The organism is Enterobacter cloacae complex sp. IR5441 (genome assembly GCF_049238215.1).
Classification (GTDB): Bacteria; Pseudomonadota; Gammaproteobacteria; order Enterobacterales; family Enterobacteriaceae; genus Enterobacter; species Enterobacter hormaechei_C.
This window is the reverse complement of the sequence record NZ_JBMKIA010000001.1, coordinates 91,024-111,116: the sequence shown is the minus strand read 5'-3', so window position 1 is coordinate 111,116 and position 20,093 is coordinate 91,024. Positions and strand designations below refer to the sequence as shown.

Here is a 20,093-nt window from a genome sequence, read left to right as displayed (position 1 = left end):
TTCCTGCTACAGTTTATTACGCTTCGTCGCCGAACCAGCAAATATTACGTGCGGCCATGATGAGTTCGCCGGCTTTCTCGTCGGTTAAACCTTCGATATCGGCCAGGTCATCAACGCCTTGCTCAGCGAGATCTTCCAGCGTACAAACACCACGGGCAGCCAGCTTGAACGCAATCGCACGATCAAGACCTTCCAGATTCAGCAGGTCATCAGCCGGCTTCTTATCGCCAAGGCTTTCTTCCTGAGCCAGCGCCAGGGTGGTCAGTGCGTTTTTAGCGCGTTCACGCAGGGCTTCAACGGTTGGTTCATCCAGACCGTCAATTTCCAGCAGCTCTTTCATTGGCACGTAGGCCAGTTCTTCCAGCGTAGAGAAACCTTCTTCAACCAGCACAGTGGCGAAGTCTTCGTCAATGTCCAGGTATTTGGTGAAGGTATCGATCGCCGCGTGGGCTTCAGCCTGATGCTTGGCCTGAAGGTCATCAACGGTCATCACGTTGAGTTCCCAGCCGCTCAGCTGTGACGCCAGACGTACGTTCTGACCGTTACGGCCAATCGCCTGCGCCAGGTTGCCCGCTTCTACAGCGATATCCATGGTGTGTTTGTCTTCGTCAACAACGATAGACGCCACATCAGCCGGTGCCATTGCGTTGATCACGAACTGCGCCGGGTTATCGTCCCACAGAACGATATCAATGCGCTCGCCGCCCAGTTCGGTAGAAACCGCCTGAACACGTGCGCCACGCATACCGACGCAAGCACCGACCGGGTCGATACGCTTGTCGTTGGTTTTCACCGCAATTTTCGCACGGGAACCCGGATCGCGGGCCGCCGCTTTGATTTCGATAACTTCTTCGCCGATTTCCGGCACTTCGATACGGAACAGTTCAACCAGCATTTCTGGTTTAGAACGCGTCACGAACAGCTGTGCACCACGCGCTTCAGGACGTACGGCATACAGCACACCACGAATACGGTCGCCTGGGCGGAAGTTTTCACGCGGCAGCATGTCTTCACGCAGGATCACGGCTTCAGCGTTACCCGGCAGCCCTTCGGATTTGATCTCCAGAGAGATGTTGTCGCGGTTCACTTTCTTCACCACACCAGTGATGATTTCGCCTTCCTGATCGCGGAACTGATCGACAACCAGCGCGCGCTCGGCTTCGCGCACTTTCTGCACAATAACCTGCTTCGCGGTCTGGGTGGTGATACGGTCGAAGGTAACAGATTCAATCTGATCTTCAACGTAGTCACCCACGTTCAGACTTTCGTCTTCAAAACGTGCCGCTTCCAGCGTGATCTCTTTGGTCGGTTGGGTCACTTCTTCAACGATTACCCAACGACGGAATGTATCGAAGTCACCGCTTTTACGATCGATTTCTACGCGAACATCGATCTCTTGTTCGTATTTTTTCTTGGTTGCTGTAGCCAGTGCACTTTCCAGCGCTTCGAAAATCTTCTCACGCGGCAGTGATTTCTCGTTGGAGACGGCTTCAACAACAGCCAAAATTTCTTTGTTCATCGCGGGCTTTTCACCTCAATCCAGACTGTTAAAAGTGGGGAACCAGGTTCGCCTTCTGGATATTACTCAGCGCGAACACTTCATCTTTGCCTTCGACTGTCACCGTGATCATTTCACCATCAACGGCTTTGATAATTCCCTGCCATTTACGGCGGTTCTGTACGGCCATACGCAGAACGAGAGCCACTTCTTCACCGGTAAAGCGCACGTAGTGCTCGGCCGTGAACATCGGACGATCGAGGCCAGGTGAGGAAACTTCCAGGTTGTACGCAACGGTAATCGGATCTTCAACATCAAGAACCGCACTCACCTGGTGGCTGACATCAGCACAATCATCAACATTGATGCCATCTTCACTATCAATATAGATGCGCAGTGTGGATGTACGGCCGCGAACGAATTCGATGCCGACCAGTTCGTAGCCCAGTGCTTCGACCGGCGCAGTAATCATCTCTGTTAATTTTTGCTCTAATGTGGACAAGCCCACCCCCAAGACATAAAAAAAGGGCGTAAAGCCCAGTTATTCTGTAGTCAGATAACAAAAAACCCCGATAAATCGGGGCTTTAGATAACTGAACCCTATAGCCACAACTGTGGCCTGGAGCACTCTCCGAAAGCATTTTTTCAAATCCAGCTACGAAGGCTCTAAGTCTTCACAGTATATTTGAAAAAGAACTTTATGGGAAAGTGGTTGCGGGGGCCGGATTTGAACCGACGACCTTCGGGTTATGAGCCCGACGAGCTACCAGGCTGCTCCACCCCGCGCCTGAAACGTGGCAAATTCTACGCGTTTTGGACAGAATTTGCAAATAATGCTGGGATTTGGTACCGAAGACGGGACGTAAAATCGGCGTTCAGTATATTGATAGTTGACCCCACCTGTCAACCCAACTTCAGCCAGGGCAATAAAAGGGAAATTTTTACAAAAAACGCACACGTCTCTTTCGGTCGTCGATAAAAGATGATTAAATGAATACTCACTTATTTTGCATAAACATGCATCGAGAGCGAAAGCGGTCTCTAATCAGTCAATCAAGCAGGGTTTTATTATATGACGACGATTCTCAAGCATCTCCCGGTAGGACAACGTATTGGCATCGCTTTTTCTGGCGGCCTGGATACCAGCGCTGCACTGCTGTGGATGCGCCAGAAGGGAGCGGTTCCTTATGCATATACTGCGAACCTGGGTCAGCCGGACGAGGAAGATTATGACGCGATCCCTCGTCGTGCCATGGAATATGGCGCAGAGAACGCACGTCTGATCGACTGCCGTAAGCAGCTGGTTGCCGAAGGGATTGCCGCAATCCAGTGCGGTGCTTTCCATAATACGACCGGCGGCCTGACCTATTTCAATACCACCCCGCTGGGTCGTGCCGTCACCGGCACTATGCTGGTTGCCGCCATGAAAGAAGATGGCGTGAACATCTGGGGGGACGGTAGCACCTATAAAGGCAACGATATTGAACGTTTCTATCGTTATGGCCTGCTGACCAACGCCGAGTTGCAGATCTACAAACCGTGGCTGGATACCGACTTCATCGACGAGCTGGGTGGCCGTCATGAAATGTCTGAGTTTATGATTGCCTGCGGCTTTGACTACAAGATGTCCGTTGAGAAAGCCTACTCAACCGACTCCAACATGCTGGGTGCGACGCACGAAGCGAAAGACCTGGAATTCCTGAACTCCAGCGTAAAAATTGTTAACCCGATCATGGGCGTGAAGTTCTGGGATGAGAACGTGAAGATCCCGGCGGAAGAAGTGACCGTGCGTTTCGAACGTGGTCATCCGGTTGCCCTGAACGGTAAAACCTTCTCCGACGATGTTGAACTGATGCTGGAAGCAAACCGCATCGGCGGTCGTCACGGGCTGGGTATGAGCGATCAGATCGAAAACCGTATCATCGAAGCGAAAAGCCGCGGCATTTACGAAGCTCCGGGGATGGCGCTGCTGCACATCGCTTACGAGCGTCTGCTGACCGGTATTCACAACGAAGACACCATTGAGCAGTATCACTCTCATGGCCGTCAGCTGGGCAAACTGCTGTATCAGGGTCGCTGGTTTGATCCACAGGCGCTGATGCTGCGTGACGCCCTGCAACGTTGGGTGGCAAGCGCAATCACCGGCGAAGTGACCCTGGAACTGCGTCGCGGCAATGATTACTCCATCCTCAATACCGTGTCTGACAACCTGACCTATAAAGCAGAGCGTCTGACCATGGAGAAAGGTGAGTCAGTGTTCTCTCCGGACGATCGTATTGGCCAGCTGACCATGCGTAACCTGGACATCACCGATACCCGTGAGAAGCTGTTCAACTATGTTGAGAATGGCCTGCTCTCCGCCAGTTCCGGTAATGGCCTCCCTCAGGTTGAGAACCTGGAACACAGCGATAAGAAATAATCGACAGCAAGTCATGCAAAAGGCGCCCATTGGGCGCCTTTTTTGTGGTCTTCGTAGGCCCGGTAAGCGCAGCGCCACCGGGCAAAACGGCGGGTGGCGCTGCGCTTACCCGCCCTACAAAAGATCGGATACACAGAATGTACAGACGAAAAAAAAGACGTCTTGCGACGTCTTTCTTCTGGAATATTGGTACCGAGGATGGGACTCGAACCCACAAGCCCGTTAGGGCACTACCACCTCAAGGTAGCGTGTCTACCAATTCCACCACCTCGGTACGGAATACTTACTGCGGGATATCGCTGGTTGGCTTAGCCGGTGCAGCTGGCTGAGTTTGCTCAGTTTTTGCTGGCGCGCTCAGATTTTCCCACTCGCTTCCTTTACTGGTCTTGTTGCTGTTGATATTGCCCAGCACCAGACTGATGATGAAGAACAGCGTAGCCAGAATCGCCGTCGTACGGGTCATGAAGTTCGCAGAACCACTTGAACCGAACAGCGTACCGGAAGCGCCTGCTCCGAAGGAGGCTCCCATATCAGCGCCTTTACCTTGCTGTAGCATAATCAGCGCTACGAGAGCGATGGCTACAATAAGGAAAATAACTAAAAGAGCTTCGTACATAATCAACCTGTTCCTTGCGGATTTGCCGCATACCAATGCTTCGACCAATTAGCAGGATTTTGTTTCCCACTGAAGCGGGTGTGAATACTAACCAAAGCGAATCACCTTCGCAAGGGCATTTTCGAGGCATTGTATCAACTGCGGAAAAAAACAGCAAAAAGCTATTCATTGCTTAAAACAAAGGCGGCAAACGCCGCCTTTTTAAACACTTATTCTGAAAGATTATGCAGCTTTGACTGCATCCGCAATGCGGTGCGCAAATTCAGTTACCTGCGCTTCGTCTTCGCCTTCCACCATCACGCGGATCAGCGGCTCGGTACCCGACTTACGCAGCAGGACGCGCCCACGGCTGCCAAGAGTCGCTTCCACCTCTGCCATCACCGCTTTCACGTTATCATTTTCCAGCGGGTCGCCTTTACCCGCGGTGAAACGCACATTGACCAGAATCTGCGGGAACATTTTCATGCCGCTGCACAGATCGTGCAGGCTCATATGGTTACGCGCCATCGCGGCAACAACCTGAAGCGCCGCCACAATACCGTCACCGGTGGTGGTTTTATCGAGCAGGATCACGTGGCCGGAGTTTTCCGCGCCAATACGCCAGCCTTTCTCCTGGAGTTTTTCCAACACGTAGCGGTCACCCACTTTCGCACGAACAAACGGGATGCCCAGCTGTTTCAACGCCAGTTCCAGGCCCATATTGCTCATCAGCGTGCCCACCGCGCCACCGCGCAGTTGCCCCTGACGCAGGCCTTCACGGGCAATGATGTAGAGGATCTGATCGCCATCGACCTTGTTACCTTCGTGGTCAACCATGATCACACGGTCACCATCGCCATCCAGGGCAATACCCAGATCGGCCTTTTCAGCCAGCACACGCGCCTGCAACGCACGCACGTCTGTCGCGCCGACTTCTTCGTTGATGTTCAGACCATCCGGCTCGCAGCCGATAGTGATCACTTTGGCACCCAGCTCGCGGAACACATTCGGCGCAATGTGGTAAGTCGCACCGTTGGCACAGTCCACCACAATTTTGAGGTGTGCCAGGCTCAGCTCATTCGGGAAAGTGCCTTTGCAGAATTCAATGTAGCGGCCTGCGGCATCGACAATACGGTTTGCTTTACCCAGCTCAGCGGAGTCAACACAGGTGATCTCTTTTTCCATTTCCGCTTCAATCGCCTCTTCCACGTCATCCGGCAGTTTGGTGCCGTCGATGGAGAAGAATTTGATACCGTTGTCATAGAACGGATTATGGGAAGCTGAAATGACGATGCCCGCTTCCGCACGGAAGGTGCGGGTCAGATAGGCAACAGCAGGGGTCGGCATTGGCCCCGTAAAGGAAGCTGAAAGCCCCGCCGCCGCCAGCCCGGCTTCCAGCGCGGACTCCAGCATATAACCCGAAATACGGGTATCTTTCCCAATAATGATCTTACGGGAGCCATGACGCGCCAGCACTTTCCCCGCTGCCCAGCCCAGCTTCAGGACAAAGTCAGGGGTAATTGGCGCATCGCCTACGCGCCCACGGATGCCATCGGTACCAAAATATTTACGATTACTCATAGCGTTTGTTTTCCTTCGCTGCCAGTGTGGCTTCCACCACACGCATGGCTTCTACTGTTTCTTTTACGTCATGGACGCGAATGATGTGTGCACCTTGCATCGCGGCAATCACCGCGCAGGCCAGACTGCCGCTCAGACGTTCGCTCGGCCCGACATTCAACAACTGACCAATCATCGATTTTCTCGACATTCCCACCAGCAGTGGCAGGCCGAACTGATGAAACTCTGATAAGCGCGCAAGCAACGCGTAATTGTGTGAGAGATTTTTACCGAAACCGAAGCCCGGGTCGAGCAGCAATTTCTCTTTTGCGATACCCGCACGTTCACAGCGTTCGATATGCTCAATAAAGAAGCGGGTGACGTCGGCAAACACATCTTCATATTTTGGCGCCTCCTGCATTGTCTTAGGCTGACCCTGCATATGCATCAGACACACCGGTAGCCCGGTTTCTGCGGCGGCTTCAATCGCGCCCGGCTCGGTCAGCGAGCGGATATCATTGATAATGTGAGCGCCCACTCTCGCCACTTCACGGATCACTTCGGGTTTGGAGGTATCAACGGAGATCCACACTTCAAAGCGCCGGGCGATAGCCTCCACCACCGGCACCACGCGCGCCAGCTCTTCTTCCACCGAAACCTCCGCCGCGCCAGGCCGCGTTGACTCCCCTCCAACGTCAATGATGGTGGCACCCGCGTTAATCATTAAATTCGCGTGTTTAACCGCGTCGATAAGCGAATTATGCGTGCCGCCGTCAGAGAAGGAATCAGGCGTGACATTCAGGATCCCCATCACATGGGGATGTGAAAGGTCGAGATGCGAGTCCTGGGCGAATAGTTTCATGGTGAAGTCCCTGGGGTTAATGTGGTTAAACAGATAAGAAAAACCCCGGAGCAAGCTCCAGGGTTTGAGATACAGACAAACGCTTCAACAGCAGTGACTTACTTGTCGCCCAACTGCTCTGACATGGTGTTGCCCGGGTTTGGCGTACGCGGTTCATCGACCGGACGCGGCGCACGCGGGGTGCCATTGTTGTCAGAATTGTTAGACGCGCCTGGGTCTTCCCAGCCTGCCGGCGGACGCACTTCGCGGCGCGCCATCAGGTCGTCAATCTGCGGTGCATCGATGGTCTCATATTTCATGAGCGCATCTTTCATCGAATGCAGGATGTCCATATTGTCGTTCAGGATCTGACGGGCGCGAGCGTAGTTACGTTCAATCAGCGCTTTCACTTCCTGGTCGATGATACGTGCCGTTTCATCGGACATATGTTTCGCTTTTGCCACAGAGCGGCCCAGGAATACTTCGCCCTCTTCCTCTGCATACAGCAGCGGACCGAGTTTGTCGGAGAAGCCCCACTGAGTCACCATGTTACGCGCCAGGTTTGTCGCCACTTTAATATCGTTCGACGCACCGGTGGAAACATGTTCCGCACCGTAGATAATCTCTTCAGCCAGACGACCGCCGTACAGGGTTGAAATCTGGCTTTCCAGCTTCTGACGGCTGGCGCTGATCGCGTCGCCTTCAGGCAGGAAGAAGGTCACACCCAGCGCACGACCGCGCGGAATAATCGTCACCTTGTGTACGGGATCGTGTTCCGGCACCAGACGACCGATAATCGCGTGGCCCGCTTCGTGATATGCCGTGGACTCTTTCTGCGCTTCCGTCATCACCATGGAGCGACGTTCCGCACCCATCATGATTTTGTCTTTCGCTTTCTCGAATTCCACCATGGACACCACGCGCTTGTTACCGCGAGCGGCAAACAGTGCTGCTTCGTTGACCAGGTTAGCCAGATCCGCACCGGAGAAGCCTGGAGTACCACGCGCGATGATTGCCGCGTCGATATCTGGCGCCAGCGGTACGCGTCGCATATGCACTTTCAGAATCTGTTCACGACCGCGAACATCCGGCAGACCGACCACAACCTGACGGTCAAAACGGCCTGGACGCAGCAGCGCAGGGTCGAGTACGTCCGGACGGTTAGTTGCCGCGATAACGATGATACCTTCGTTACCTTCGAAGCCGTCCATCTCAACCAGCATCTGGTTCAGCGTCTGCTCACGTTCATCGTGACCACCACCCAGGCCTGCGCCACGCTGGCGGCCTACGGCGTCGATTTCATCGATGAAGATGATGCACGGTGCTGCCTTCTTAGCCTGCTCGAACATGTCACGCACACGAGATGCACCGACACCCACGAACATTTCAACGAAGTCAGAACCTGAAATAGTAAAGAACGGCACCTTCGCTTCACCCGCGATGGCTTTTGCCAGCAGGGTTTTACCGGTACCCGGAGGGCCGACCATCAGGACGCCTTTCGGGATCTTACCGCCCAGTTTCTGGAAACGGCTCGGCTCGCGCAGGTATTCAACCAGTTCACCCACCTCTTCTTTTGCTTCGTCACAACCTGCTACGTCAGCAAACGTGGTCTTGATCTGGTCTTCCGTCAGCATACGCGCCTTGCTCTTACCGAACGACATGGCACCTTTGCCACCACCGCCCTGCATCTGGCGCATAAAGAAGATCCAGACGCCGATAAGAAGCAGCATCGGGAACCAGGAAATGAAGATAGAAGCCAGCAGGCTTGGTTCTTCCGGCGGCTCGCCTACCACTTTGACGTTTTTGGTCAGAAGGTTATCAAGCAGCTTAGGATCGTTCACCGGGATGTAAGTCGTGTAACGGTTACTATCTTTCTTGGTAACGTTGATCTCACGTCCGTTGATACGCGCTTCGCGAACCTGGTCCTGATTGACCTCTTGCAGGAAGGTAGAATAATCCACCTTGCGGCCATTCGACTCGCTGGGCCCAAAGCTCTGGAATACTGACATCAGCACAACGGCAATGACCAGCCAGAGTATTAGGTTTTTCGCCATGTCACTCAAGGGATTAACCTCATATTACAACTGTGTTAAAAACAGCGTCAGGATACTCTATATCCAGTTTCATTCAAACTTTCGCCTGAAATCTACCGGTTATCATTTTCGCCCGGTCGCTACAATATACACTTCACGGGAACGGGCCCGGGAAGAGTCCGGCTTACGAACTTTGACCTTCGCAAACAGGGAGCGAATTTCCTTAAGATACTCCTCGAAACCTTCGCCCTGAAACACCTTCACAACAAAACTACCACCAGGCGCTAGTACATCACGACACATTTCTAACGCTAGTTCCACCAGATACATGGCGCGGGGGATATCCACCGCCGGTGTTCCACACATATTTGGCGCCATATCCGACATGACAACCTGGACCTTACTGTCACCTACACGATCAAGTAGTGCTTTAAGCACTAATTCATCACGAAAGTCGCCCTGAAGGAAGTCGACACCGACGATGGGATCCATTGGTAAAAGATCGCATGCGATGATTCGGCCCGTTCCGCCGATCTGCGTAACCGCATACTGGGACCATCCGCCAGGTGCCGCACCGAGGTCGACAACCGTCATTCCCGGTTTAAAAAGTTTGTCACTTTGCTGTATTTCATCAAGTTTAAACCAGGCGCGGGAACGCAACCCCTTTTTCTGCGCCTGTTGAACATATTTATCGCTAAAGTGTTCCTGAAGCCAGCGGCTGGAGCTGGCAGAACGCTTTTTACCTGTCATTTAACATTTCCGTCCTGGTTCATCGTTGCTTGCCTGTGACGTAAATTTCTACGCAGCTATTTGGCGATATTAGGGAGATGGCGGTAGAATGAACCGTTTTCAATCCCAACGTAAGCAAAAATATACGATGAATCTGAGTACTAAACAAAAACAGCACCTTAAAGGTCTGGCACATCCGCTCAAGCCTGTAGTGATGCTTGGCAACAATGGTTTGACCGAAGGGGTGCTTGCCGAGATTGAACAAGCGCTGGAACACCACGAGCTGATCAAGGTGAAAATCGCCTCTGAAGACAGAGACACTAAAAACCTGATCGTGGAAGCCATCGTGCGCGAAACCGGCGCCTGTAATGTACAGGTCATCGGTAAAACGCTGGTGCTCTATCGCCCATCAAAAGAGCGCAAAATCTCGCTGCCACGTTAAGGATATCCTGAATCGAACACATTTTCTGTGTGAAACGAGGGATTTCTTTCAGCAGGCGAGCAAAATGCCATGCTCCTTGAGTTGATAAAAGGCCGCTATGCGGCCTTTTTCTTTTCTTTACAATGTATCAACATCTTAGTAGAGAAGCGAATTACAGGTATTCAACCTTAATAATTTCGTATTCCACTTCACCACCAGGGGTGCGGATGGTGACCACATCGTCCTGCTCTTTGCCAATCAGGCCACGAGCAATCGGCGAGTTCACCGAAATCAGGTTCTGTTTGAAGTCCGCTTCATCATCACCCACGATGCGATAGGTCTGCTCTTCGTCGTTGTCCAGATTCAGGACGCTGACGGTAGAGCCGAAGATCACACGGCCATTATTTGGCATTTTGGTGATATCGATAACCTGCGCGTTAGACAGTTTCGCCTCGATATCTTTAATGCGCCCCTCACAGAAACCCTGCTGCTCACGCGCCGCGTGGTATTCAGCATTCTCTTTCAGGTCGCCATGCTCACGCGCTTCCGCGATAGCGGCGATGATTTCAGGGCGACGCACGGATTTGAGAAAATCCAGCTCTTCGCGCAGTTTTTCGGCACCACGTAAGGTCATCGGAATAGCTTGCATTTGTTATACCTCTTAAACATTCCTGTTGGGAGCAGTGTTCCCTGCTCCAGCCCACCTGAACAGGCCAGAAGCAAAAAGAAAACCGACCCGGGAGCAACGCCCCAGGTCAGCAGCAATTTTTCAATTTGATACGCATTTTACCGCGAAGTTCACTATGGGTCATCGTTTACTTTACAGTGCCATGCACCGTAGTATGACGGTTTGTTTTCGGGTTGTTAGCGCGAGATTATGCGATTTTCCAGTTTTATCATCGGATTGACTACCAGTATAACGTTCACCGTTCAGGCCGCGAATGTTGATGAGTACATTAATCAACTGCCCGCCGGCGCGAACCTTGCCCTGATGGTGCAGAAGGTTGGCGCGCAGGCTCCCGAGATTGACTATCACAGTCAACAGATGGCGCTGCCTGCCAGTACCCAGAAGGTGATCACTGCCCTCGCCGCCCTGCTCCAGCTCGGGCCTGACTTCCGTTTTACTACCACCCTTGAAACCAGAGGTAACGTTGAGGGTGGCGAACTGAAAGGCGATCTTATCGCCCGTTTTGGTGGCGATCCCACCTTTAAGCGCCAGGATGTCCGCAATATGGTGGCGGTACTGAAAAAATCCGGCGTAACAAAAATTGATGGCAACGTGCTGATCGACACCTCCATTTTCGCCAGCCACGATAAAGCGCCTGGCTGGCCGTGGAACGACATGACGCAGTGCTTTAGCGCCCCGCCAGCCGCCGCCATCGTTGACCGTAACTGCTTCTCCGTATCGCTTTACAGCGCGCCAAAACCAAATGACTTAGCTTTTATCCGCGTGGCCTCATACTACCCGGTCACGATGTTCAGCCAGGTGCGGACGCTGGCGAAAGGCTCCCCGGAGGCGCAGTATTGCGAGCTGGACGTGGTACCGGGCGATCTCAATCGCTATACGCTCACCGGCTGCCTGACCCAGCGGTCCGATCCCCTCCCGCTGGCCTTCGCCATTCAGGATGGCGCGGGCTATGCCGGTGCCATTTTTAAAGATGAACTGAAGCAGGCGGGCATAACCTACACCGGAACGCTGCTGCGCCAGACGCAGGTGAATGAGCCAGGCACGGTGATCGCCAGCAAACAGTCCGCGCCACTGCATGATTTGCTTAAGATTATGCTGAAAAAGTCGGATAACATGATTGCCGACACGGTGTTCCGCATGATTGGGCACGCGCGATTTGGTGTGCCGGGCACCTGGCGGGCCGGTTCTGATGCCGTACGTCAGATCCTGCGCCAGCAGGCGGGTATCGATCTGGGCAATACGATCGCCGTTGATGGTTCCGGTTTATCGCGTCATAACCTGATCTCGCCGGCCACCATGATGCAGGTGTTGCAGTACATTGCTCAGCATGACGCTGAGCTAAACTTTATTACGATGCTGCCGCTTGCCGGACACGACGGCTCTCTTCAGTACCGCGCGGGCCTTCACGCTGCGGGCGTGGATGGCAAAGTGTCAGCCAAAACGGGTTCCCTGCAAGGCGTTTACAACCTTGCCGGTTTTATCACTACCGCCAGCGGACAACGCATGGCATTTGTGCAGTATCTTTCCGGCTATGCCGTCGAACCGGCTGACCAGCGCAATCGCCGTATTCCACTGGTGCGTTTCGAAAGCAGGCTCTATAAGGACATCTACCAGAATAACTAGCGATGAAACTACTGATAGTTGAAGACGATCTGTTATTGCAGGAAGGGTTAGCGCTGGCGCTGGGGAATGAAGGCTACGCCCTGGATTGTGCCACCACGGCCGCTGAAGCAGATGCCCTGATCCAGAGCGGTGAATACAGCCTCGTGATCCTGGATTTAGGGCTGCCGGATAAAGACGGCGCGACGCTGCTCTGCCAGTGGCGTCGTCGCGGGGTTGAGAATCCCGTCTTGATTCTCACCGCCCGCGATGCCATTGAAGACAGAATTAACGGGCTGGATTCTGGCGCTGACGATTATCTGGTAAAACCCTTCGCCCTTGCCGAGCTACAGGCTCGCGTACGGGCGTTGATCCGCCGCTATCAGGGCCACAGCGACAACCTGCTGACGGACGGAGATATCACCCTCAATCTGCAAACTCAGCAGGTGCTGCGCCAGTCTCAGCCTGTGGAAGTGACGCCAAAAGAGTTCGCTCTGCTGACGCGCCTGATCATGCGCAGCGGGCAGACCGTGCACCGTGAAACGCTGCAACAGGACATCTACTCCTGGCAGGACGATCCGGGATCAAACACGCTTGAAGTTCACATTCATAATCTGCGGCGCAAGCTCGGTAAAGATCGCATCAAAACCGTACGCGGCGTGGGTTACCGTCTGGAGAGCCAGAAATGAACAGTATGCGCCGGCGATTAATGGTGTTGCTGGCGGTTATTCTGCTATTTTTTCAACTCATTAGCGTAGTCTGGCTGTGGCATGAGAGCCGCGAGCAGATCGGTTTTCTGGTGAACGAAACATTGTCCGCCAAAGCGCGCAACAACCATGTCGAAAAAGAGATCCGCGAAGCCATTGCCTCCCTGTTGGTCCCTTCTCTGGTGATGGTCGGTTTTACCTTGCTCTTCTCATTCTGGGCAGTCACCTGGATCACCCGACCACTCAACAAACTTCGCGCCAGCCTTGCGAACCGTTCGGCGGATAATCTGACTCCCCTGCCGATGTATTCCGATATGGAAGAGATAGGCGCTGTGACCACCTCGCTCAATCAACTCCTCGCCCGGCTGGACCACACTATTCAACAGGAACGCCTGTTTACCGCCGATGCGGCACACGAGTTACGTACGCCGCTTGCGGGGATCAGGCTCCATCTGGAACTGATGGCTCAGTCCGGTTCCCCGCAGGCCACGCCACTGATAAGCCGTATCGATCAGTTGATGCACACGGTGGAACAGCTGCTGATGCTGGCGCGTGCCGGGCAGGCGATGGCCAGCGGCCATTACGATACCGTGAACTGGACGGAGACGATCATTGCTCCGCTCAGCCTGGAGCATGAAGCCAAAGAGCATACGGTAATATGGCCGGCCCACAGCGTGCTGACGGTTCAGGGGGACGCCGTCCTGTTACGTCTGATGCTAAGGAACCTTCTGGAGAATGCCGCCCGCTACAGCCCGGCAGGCACAACCATTGAAGTGGCATTAACAGCGACGGAGGGCGGTACCCGGGTGAGCGTTACCGATCAGGGGCCGGGTATTGATGAGGCGCACCGCCAGTCGATCACCGAACCTTTCCGACGTCTCGACCAGCGCTACGGCGGCAGCGGCCTTGGGCTGAGCATCGTACAGCGTATCGTACAGCTCCATCATGGCCATTTAACGCTGGAGAACGGCGCTGAGGGCGGCCTCATCGCCAGCTGTTGGTTACCGGCGAAAATAGGATAAAAAAAAGCCCCGTTAAGGGGCTTTATACAGGGGTTAGTGCTTGTAGATGAACTCGACGCCTTCTTCGTCGTCTTCATCCCAGTCATCGTCCCAGTCTTCATCATCTTCTTCCGCTTCCAGCTCTTCGAGCTGCTGGCGGTGGTAGTCATCCCACATGAATTCGACTTTTTCAGGCTGTTTCGCCTCTTCTGCCTGAACAACCGGATTCTCGATGATAAAGGTCATCACATCCCAGCAGAGATCTTTCACGCCAACCTGGCTGGCGGCAGAGATCAGATAGTACTTATCTTCCCAACCCATCGCGTCGGCAATCGCTTTAGCTTTCGCTTCAGCTTCCGCTTTATCCATCAGGTCGATCTTGTTAAATACCAGCCAGCGCGGTTTTTGCGCCAGTTTTTCACTGTATTTCTCCAGCTCGCCGATAATAATACGGGCGTTTTCAACCGGATCGGAACCGTCGATTGGATCGATGTCGATGAGGTGCAACAGTACGCGACAACGCTCAAGGTGCTTCAGGAAGCGAATACCCAGACCGGCGCCTTCTGCTGCCCCTTCAATCAGACCCGGGATGTCAGCGACCACAAAGCTCTTCTCGTTATCCATACGGACAACGCCCAGGCTCGGCACCAGCGTCGTAAACGGATAATCCGCTACTTTGGGTTTCGCCGCAGAGACCGCACGGATAAACGTCGATTTACCGGCGTTTGGCATACCCAGCATCCCCACATCCGCCAGCAGCATCAGTTCCAGTTGCAGGTCGCGCTTATCACCCGGGGTACCCATGGTTTTCTGACGCGGGGTACGGTTAACGGAAGATTTGAAACGGCTGTTACCCAGACCATGCCAGCCGCCTTTCGCCACCATCAGGCGCTGACCGTGTTTGGTCATATCACCCATGGTTTCGCCCGTGCCCTGATCGATGACACGCGTACCCACCGGCACTTTGATCGTCACGTCTTTACCGCGTTTACCGGTACAGTCGCGGCTCTGGCCGTTCTGGCCACGCTCGGCGCGGAAAGATTTTTCGAAACGGTAGTCGATCAGCGTGTTGAGGTTTTCATCCGCCTCCAGCCACACGTCGCCACCGTCCCCACCGTCACCGCCGTCAGGACCGCCACGAGGAATATATTTTTCACGGCGGAAGCTTACACAACCGTTACCGCCATCACCTGCCACGACCAGAATCGTCGCTTCATCAACAAACTTCATTTTACTCTCCGTAACTCATTCGCCTGAGCGGGGGACTATTACAACCGCTTCATTTTTGCGCCAACGCCCCCAGAGACGATGACCAATGGCGGAATACATCGCGCCCGCAACCACGACAAACGCACCGAGATAACCCAACAGGTTGAGCATCGGCTTGACGAAGACATCGGGCCAGGCCATTGATAACAAATCTGAAAATAACAGCGTAAACAGCGGGGTAAGCGTGATTAAGGCGCTCACCTGTGCTGCCTGCCAGCGCGCCATGGCTTCAGCCAGAGCGCCATAACCGACCAGCGTATTCAGCCCACAAAAAATGAGGCACGCCAGTTGCCAGTCGCTGAGCTGGGTAATTACGCCCGGCTTCGCTAAAGGCAATAATGCCAGTGTACACAAAGTGTACAGCAAAAAGAGGATCTGCTGTGAGGCAAGACGGCGCAATAACACCTTTTGCGCGACGCCATAACTCACCCAGACCGTTGCTGCGCCCACCCCAAAAATGACACCCCAGGTGTAATCCGTCAGGCGGGTAAAAATCTCAATCAGGCTGGTGTTAAAGAACATCACCAGCCCGCAAAGCAGCATGCTTGCCCCGATGATCTGCGTGCCGCGCATCTTCTCCTTGAGGATGAATACGCTGGCGACCATCATGCCGACCGGTGAAAGCTGACCAATCACCTGCGACGCTGTAGGGCTAAGATATTGCAGGGAAGAGCTGAACAGAATGAAGTTACCGAACAGACCGCCCGTCGCGATAGCCAGTAACACCAGCCAACGCGGTTTTCGGAAGATGCGCAGCGGTGGCAGCTGACCTTTGACGGCCAGAATGGCGCCCAGGCCTATGCTTGCCATCAGGAAGCGATAAAACACCACCGTCGGTGGCTCCATGACTTCCAGTACCTGCTTCATTGCAATTGGCAGCGCACCCCAGCACATTGCGGTAGTGAGCGCCAAAAGAATACCCATGCCGGCCTGCTGCTTCATGCCCGTTTTCCCTACAGAAAATTTTCCGGGTTTCCAATGTAAAAAGCCCCGCAACACGTTGCGGGGCTTTAATCCGTTACCGGACCGAGAAAACCTTACTCAGCAACGATGCTGATGTATTTACGGTTGTTCGGGCCTTTAACTTCAAATTTCACTTTACCGTCTGCTTTAGCAAACAGAGTGTGGTCACGACCGCAACCTACGTTGGTACCCGCGTGGAACTTGGTGCCACGCTGACGAACGATGATGCTACCCGCCAGAACGGATTCGCCACCGAAACGCTTAACGCCCAGGCGTTTAGCTTCTGAATCGCGACCGTTACGTGTGGAGCCGCCAGCCTTTTTATGTGCCATTTAAATCTCTCCTCAGGTCTTAGGCGCTGATGCCAGTAATTTTCACATCAGTGAACCACTGACGGTGGCCCTGCTGCTTACGATAGTGTTTACGACGACGAAACTTAACGATTTTAACTTTCTCGCCACGACCGTGAGCAACAACTTCAGCTTTGATAACGCCGCCATCAACGAAAGGAACGCCGATTTTGACTTCTTCACCGTTTGCGATCATCAGAACTTCAGCGAACTCAACAGATTCGCCAGTTGCGATGTCCAGCTTTTCCAGGCGAACGGTCTGACCTTCGCTTACTCGGTGTTGTTTACCACCACTTTGGAAAACCGCGTACATATAAACTCCGCTTCCGCGCACATCCTCGTATGATTCAGAGTGCGCTATAAATATTCACAATAGGGCGCGAATATTACGCAAAACGCGAGCCTTTGACAAGTGCTACCATCAATACATGAAGAAAAAAAACACAACACGTACGGTAACGTTTATCTGAGCCGTTTTTTCAGTACAATCAGCAATACTATTTATAAACCGAAACCCTTTGTGTACCCATCTCGTGTGGGATAAACAGGATAAAAAGCCCGGCTTTTGCGATGAATTTAGAAAAAATCAATGAGTTAACCGCGCAAGATATGGCGGGTGTGAATGCAGCAATCCTGGAGCAACTCAACTCTGACGTTCAGCTGATCAATCAGTTGGGCTATTACATCGTCAGCGGCGGCGGTAAACGTATTCGTCCGATGATTGCCATTCTGGCCGCACGCGCGGTTGGCTATCAGGGAAATGCCCACATCACGATCGCGGCGCTGATCGAATTTATCCACACCGCCACCCTGCTTCACGACGATGTTGTGGATGAATCAGACATGCGTCGTGGTAAAGCCACCGCCAACGCCGCGTTTGGTAATGCGGCAAGCGTTCTGGTAGGCGATTTTATCTATACCCGAGCCTTCCAGATGATGACCAGCCTTGGCTCGCTGAAGGTGCTGGAAGTGATGTCAGAAGCCGTGAACGTTATCGCTGAAGGTGAAGTCCTACAGCTGATGAACGTCAACGACCCGGACATCACCGAAGAAAACTATATGCGGGTGATTTACAGCAAGACCGCACGTCTGTTCGAAGCCGCCGCGCAATGCTCCGGCATTCTGGCAGGCTGTAGCGAAGCTCAGGAAAAGGGCCTTCAGGACTATGGCCGTTACCTCGGCACCGCGTTCCAGCTGATTGATGATTTGCTGGACTACAGCGCGGATGGCGAAACGCTCGGTAAAAACGTCGGCGATGACCTGAACGAAGGCAAGCCAACGCTGCCGCTGCTCCACGCGATGCGCAATGGCACACCAGAGCAGGCGAAAATGATCCGGGAGGCTATCGAGCAGGGAAATGGACGCCATCTTCTGGAACCGGTACTGGAAACAATGGCTATCTGCGGCTCCCTAGAATGGACGCGTCAGCGCGCTGAAGAAGAAGCGGACAAAGCCATCGCCGCCATTCAGGTCATTCCCGACAGCCCATGGCGTGATGCGCTAATCGGCCTCGCGCACATCGCCGTCCAGCGCGACCGATAATCCCCTCCTCATCTCCCTGCGCCCACGCAGGGAGATTCCAGTACACACCAATAAATTACATTTCCGCGTAAGCCCATCGGGTTACAGGCCGCATGTATAAAGCCGTGCCTTATTCTGAATATTGCTTCTCGTAACATGAACTTTTTAGAACACATGTTCGAAGTGAGTATAGTAATGCTGTCTTTTCACACGAAACGACGTGGACGATAACGAACACAAGGACAGCATTATGGATACAAAATTCATCGACTGGCATTCTGCTGACATTATTGCGGCACTGCGTAAAAAAGGAACATCGCTGGCTGCCGAATCACGTCGTCATGGGCTAAGCTCGTCGACGCTGGCAAACGCCCTGACCCGCCCATGGCCGAAGGGGGAACTGATTATCGCGACGGCGCTGGATACGCATCCGTGGGTGATATGGCCGTCACGCTACCACGATCCTATTACCCATGAATTTATCGACAGAACGCGCATGATGCGCCAGGGCAAAACGAAGAAAGCACATCAGGACTGATGCACCAGGATTGACAGGAACAGCAATCCCCCGGCCTGTTATGGCAGGGGGGTGCCGGAACGATTACTCGCCCTTCACACGCTCGATATTTGCACCCAGCGCGCGCAGTTTGTCCTCAATACGCTCGTAACCACGATCGATGTGGTAGATACGATCGACAACGGTAGTCCCTTCCGCAATACAACCTGCCAGCACGAGGCTCGCAGACGCGCGCAGATCGGTCGCCATCACCTGCGCACCGGACAGTTTTTCAACGCCGTGGCAAATTACCGTGTTGCTTTCAATCTCAGCATGCGCACCCATACGGATCAGTTCCGGTACGTGCATGAAACGGTTTTCGAAGATAGTTTCCGTGATGAAGCCCGTGCCTTCGGCCACCAGGTTCAACAGCGTGAACTGTGCCTGCATATCCGTCGGGAATGCCGGATGTGGCGCAGTACGCACGTTAACGGCTTTAGGACGCTGCCCGTGCATATCGAGGCTGATCCAGTCTTCACCGATTTCGATATCCGCACCCGCATCGCGCAGTTTCGCCAGCACCGCATCCAGGGTATCTGGCTGGGCGTTACGGCAGACAATCTTACCGCCAGAAATGGCCGCGGCCACCAGGAAAGTACCGGTTTCGATACGATCTGGCAGTACGCGATACACACCACCACCCAGACGTTCAACGCCTTCGATGGTGATACGGTCTGTGCCCTGCCCGCTGATCTTCGCCCCCAGCGCGACCAGGAAGTTCGCGGTATCCACGATCTCCGGCTCACGGGCGGCGTTTTCGATGATGGTAGTGCCTTCTGCCAGCGTAGCAGCCGACATGATGGTGACCGTTGCGCCCACGCTCACTTTGTCCATGACAATGTGCGCGCCTTTCAGACGACCATTGACGGACGCTTTAACGTAACCCTCTTCCAGCTTGATCTCCGCGCCGAGTTTTTCCAGGCCGAAGATATGCAGGTCAACGGGACGCGCGCCGATAGCGCATCCGCCCGGCAGTGAAACCTGTCCCTGACCGAAACGCGCCACCAGCGGACCAAGCGCCCAGATGGAAGCACGCATGGTTTTCACCAGCTCATACGGCGCTGAGAAGTTGTTCACGTTGCTGGCATCGATCCAGACGGAACCGTTACGCTCCACTTTGGTGCCCAACTGGCCGAGCAACTTCATGGTCGTGTCGATATCTTTCAGCTTCGGTACGTTCTGGATCTCTACCGGCTCTTCTGCGAGCAGCGCAGCGAAAAGAATGGGCAGCGCGGCGTTTTTAGCGCCAGAAATTGTGACTTCGCCCTGGAGACGCGTGGGTCCCTGTACACGAAATTTATCCATCGTTTGCTCTCTTATAAATTCAACCGTGCTGCGGGCGT

Annotated in this window: 20 protein-coding genes and 2 tRNA genes; 7 read left to right on the top strand and 15 right to left on the bottom strand. The window is 53.8% G+C overall.

Going from position 1 to position 20,093, the window contains the following annotated elements; all coding sequences use genetic code 11:
• Positions 1-16 precede the first annotated feature (16 nt).
• The 3 genes from nusA to ACOTX5_RS00525 form a co-directional block, all read right to left on the bottom strand.
• Positions 17-1,519: a transcription termination factor NusA gene (gene nusA / locus ACOTX5_RS00535; RefSeq protein WP_003861798.1), complete on the bottom strand. Its 1,503-nt coding sequence runs from the start codon at positions 1,517-1,519 to the stop codon at positions 17-19.
• Between the two features lie 28 nt (positions 1,520-1,547).
• Positions 1,548-2,000, bottom strand: coding sequence for a ribosome maturation factor RimP (rimP, locus tag ACOTX5_RS00530; RefSeq protein WP_014833432.1), 453 nt, complete (start codon positions 1,998-2,000; stop codon positions 1,548-1,550).
• 207 nt (positions 2,001-2,207) lie between these two features.
• A tRNA-Met gene (locus ACOTX5_RS00525) sits at positions 2,208-2,284 on the bottom strand.
• 286 nt (positions 2,285-2,570) lie between these two features.
• On the opposite strand from ACOTX5_RS00525, the gene argG reads away from it, so the two are divergent.
• Positions 2,571-3,917: an argininosuccinate synthase gene (argG, locus tag ACOTX5_RS00520; RefSeq protein WP_015571974.1), complete on the top strand. Its 1,347-nt coding sequence runs from the start codon at positions 2,571-2,573 to the stop codon at positions 3,915-3,917.
• A 187-nt stretch (positions 3,918-4,104) separates the two neighbouring features.
• Here the strand turns inward: argG and ACOTX5_RS00515 are convergent.
• The 6 genes from ACOTX5_RS00515 to rlmE form a co-directional block, all read right to left on the bottom strand.
• Positions 4,105-4,191, bottom strand: a tRNA-Leu gene (locus tag ACOTX5_RS00515).
• Between the two features lie 9 nt (positions 4,192-4,200).
• Positions 4,201-4,533, bottom strand: a complete 333-nt coding sequence (secG, locus tag ACOTX5_RS00510; RefSeq protein WP_003861803.1) for a preprotein translocase subunit SecG — start codon at positions 4,531-4,533, stop codon at positions 4,201-4,203.
• 222 nt (positions 4,534-4,755) lie between these two features.
• The gene (gene glmM, locus ACOTX5_RS00505; protein ID WP_003861804.1) at positions 4,756-6,093 is read right to left on the bottom strand and encodes a phosphoglucosamine mutase; all 1,338 of its coding nucleotides are present in this window, start codon (positions 6,091-6,093) and stop codon (positions 4,756-4,758) included.
• Positions 6,086-6,934, bottom strand: coding sequence for a dihydropteroate synthase (gene folP / locus ACOTX5_RS00500; protein ID WP_003861807.1), 849 nt, complete (start codon positions 6,932-6,934; stop codon positions 6,086-6,088). Before folP ends, glmM begins: the two co-directional genes overlap by 8 nt.
• A 98-nt stretch (positions 6,935-7,032) precedes the next feature.
• Positions 7,033-8,967, bottom strand: a complete 1,935-nt coding sequence (gene ftsH / locus ACOTX5_RS00495; protein ID WP_003861810.1) for an ATP-dependent zinc metalloprotease FtsH — start codon at positions 8,965-8,967, stop codon at positions 7,033-7,035.
• A 102-nt stretch (positions 8,968-9,069) separates the two neighbouring features.
• Positions 9,070-9,696, bottom strand: coding sequence for a 23S rRNA (uridine(2552)-2'-O)-methyltransferase RlmE (gene rlmE, locus ACOTX5_RS00490; protein WP_003861812.1), 627 nt, complete (start codon positions 9,694-9,696; stop codon positions 9,070-9,072).
• 127 nt (positions 9,697-9,823) lie between these two features.
• On the opposite strand from rlmE, the gene yhbY reads away from it, so the two are divergent.
• The gene (gene yhbY / locus ACOTX5_RS00485) at positions 9,824-10,117 is read left to right on the top strand and encodes a ribosome assembly RNA-binding protein YhbY (protein ID WP_003861814.1); all 294 of its coding nucleotides are present in this window, start codon (positions 9,824-9,826) and stop codon (positions 10,115-10,117) included.
• A 151-nt stretch (positions 10,118-10,268) separates the two neighbouring features.
• Here the strand turns inward: yhbY and greA are convergent, their stop codons facing one another.
• A complete protein-coding gene (gene greA, locus ACOTX5_RS00480) occupies positions 10,269-10,745 on the bottom strand; it encodes a transcription elongation factor GreA (protein ID WP_006812122.1) in 477 nt (158 codons plus the stop codon).
• Positions 10,746-10,973: 228 nt separating this feature from the next.
• Between greA and dacB the strand changes: the two genes are divergently transcribed.
• Genes dacB through pmrB form a run of 3 tightly spaced genes read left to right on the top strand, consistent with a single transcriptional unit; the run spans position 10,974 to position 14,112 of the window.
• Entirely contained in the window at positions 10,974-12,407 is a 1,434-nt protein-coding gene (dacB, locus tag ACOTX5_RS00475; RefSeq protein ID WP_015571976.1) for a serine-type D-Ala-D-Ala carboxypeptidase, read from the top strand.
• 2 nt (positions 12,408-12,409) lie between these two features.
• Complete coding sequence (pmrA, locus tag ACOTX5_RS00470) at positions 12,410-13,072, top strand: two-component system response regulator PmrA (protein WP_015571977.1); 663 nt, start codon at positions 12,410-12,412, stop codon at positions 13,070-13,072.
• A complete protein-coding gene (gene pmrB / locus ACOTX5_RS00465; RefSeq protein WP_017693913.1) occupies positions 13,069-14,112 on the top strand; it encodes a two-component system sensor histidine kinase PmrB in 1,044 nt (347 codons plus the stop codon). Before pmrA ends, pmrB begins: the two co-directional genes overlap by 4 nt.
• A 33-nt stretch (positions 14,113-14,145) precedes the next feature.
• Here the strand turns inward: pmrB and cgtA are convergent, their stop codons facing one another.
• The 4 genes from cgtA to rplU form a co-directional block, all read right to left on the bottom strand.
• Entirely contained in the window at positions 14,146-15,321 is a 1,176-nt protein-coding gene (gene cgtA / locus ACOTX5_RS00460; protein WP_006812124.1) for an Obg family GTPase CgtA, read from the bottom strand.
• A 15-nt stretch (positions 15,322-15,336) separates the two neighbouring features.
• Positions 15,337-16,302, bottom strand: a complete 966-nt coding sequence (locus ACOTX5_RS00455) for a DMT family transporter (RefSeq protein WP_045911911.1) — start codon at positions 16,300-16,302, stop codon at positions 15,337-15,339.
• 95 nt (positions 16,303-16,397) lie between these two features.
• A complete protein-coding gene (gene rpmA / locus ACOTX5_RS00450) occupies positions 16,398-16,655 on the bottom strand; it encodes a 50S ribosomal protein L27 (protein WP_003861831.1) in 258 nt (85 codons plus the stop codon).
• Positions 16,656-16,674: 19 nt separating this feature from the next.
• Positions 16,675-16,986 carry a 50S ribosomal protein L21 gene (gene rplU / locus ACOTX5_RS00445; protein WP_003025032.1) on the bottom strand — a complete coding sequence of 104 codons (312 nt, stop codon included), beginning with the start codon at positions 16,984-16,986 and terminating at the stop codon, positions 16,675-16,677.
• Positions 16,987-17,243: 257 nt separating this feature from the next.
• Between rplU and ispB the strand changes: the two genes are divergently transcribed.
• Positions 17,244-18,215, top strand: a complete 972-nt coding sequence (ispB, locus tag ACOTX5_RS00440; RefSeq protein WP_045911912.1) for an octaprenyl diphosphate synthase — start codon at positions 17,244-17,246, stop codon at positions 18,213-18,215.
• A gap of 229 nt (positions 18,216-18,444) precedes the next feature.
• Positions 18,445-18,732 (top strand): DNA-binding transcriptional regulator SfsB, encoded by a 288-nt coding sequence (sfsB, locus tag ACOTX5_RS00435; RefSeq protein ID WP_020480545.1) that lies wholly within the window; start codon positions 18,445-18,447, stop codon positions 18,730-18,732.
• A 63-nt stretch (positions 18,733-18,795) separates the two neighbouring features.
• Here the strand turns inward: sfsB and murA are convergent, their stop codons facing one another.
• Positions 18,796-20,055 (bottom strand): UDP-N-acetylglucosamine 1-carboxyvinyltransferase, encoded by a 1,260-nt coding sequence (gene murA, locus ACOTX5_RS00430; RefSeq protein ID WP_006812128.1) that lies wholly within the window; start codon positions 20,053-20,055, stop codon positions 18,796-18,798.
• Positions 20,056-20,093: the final 38 nt, after the last annotated feature.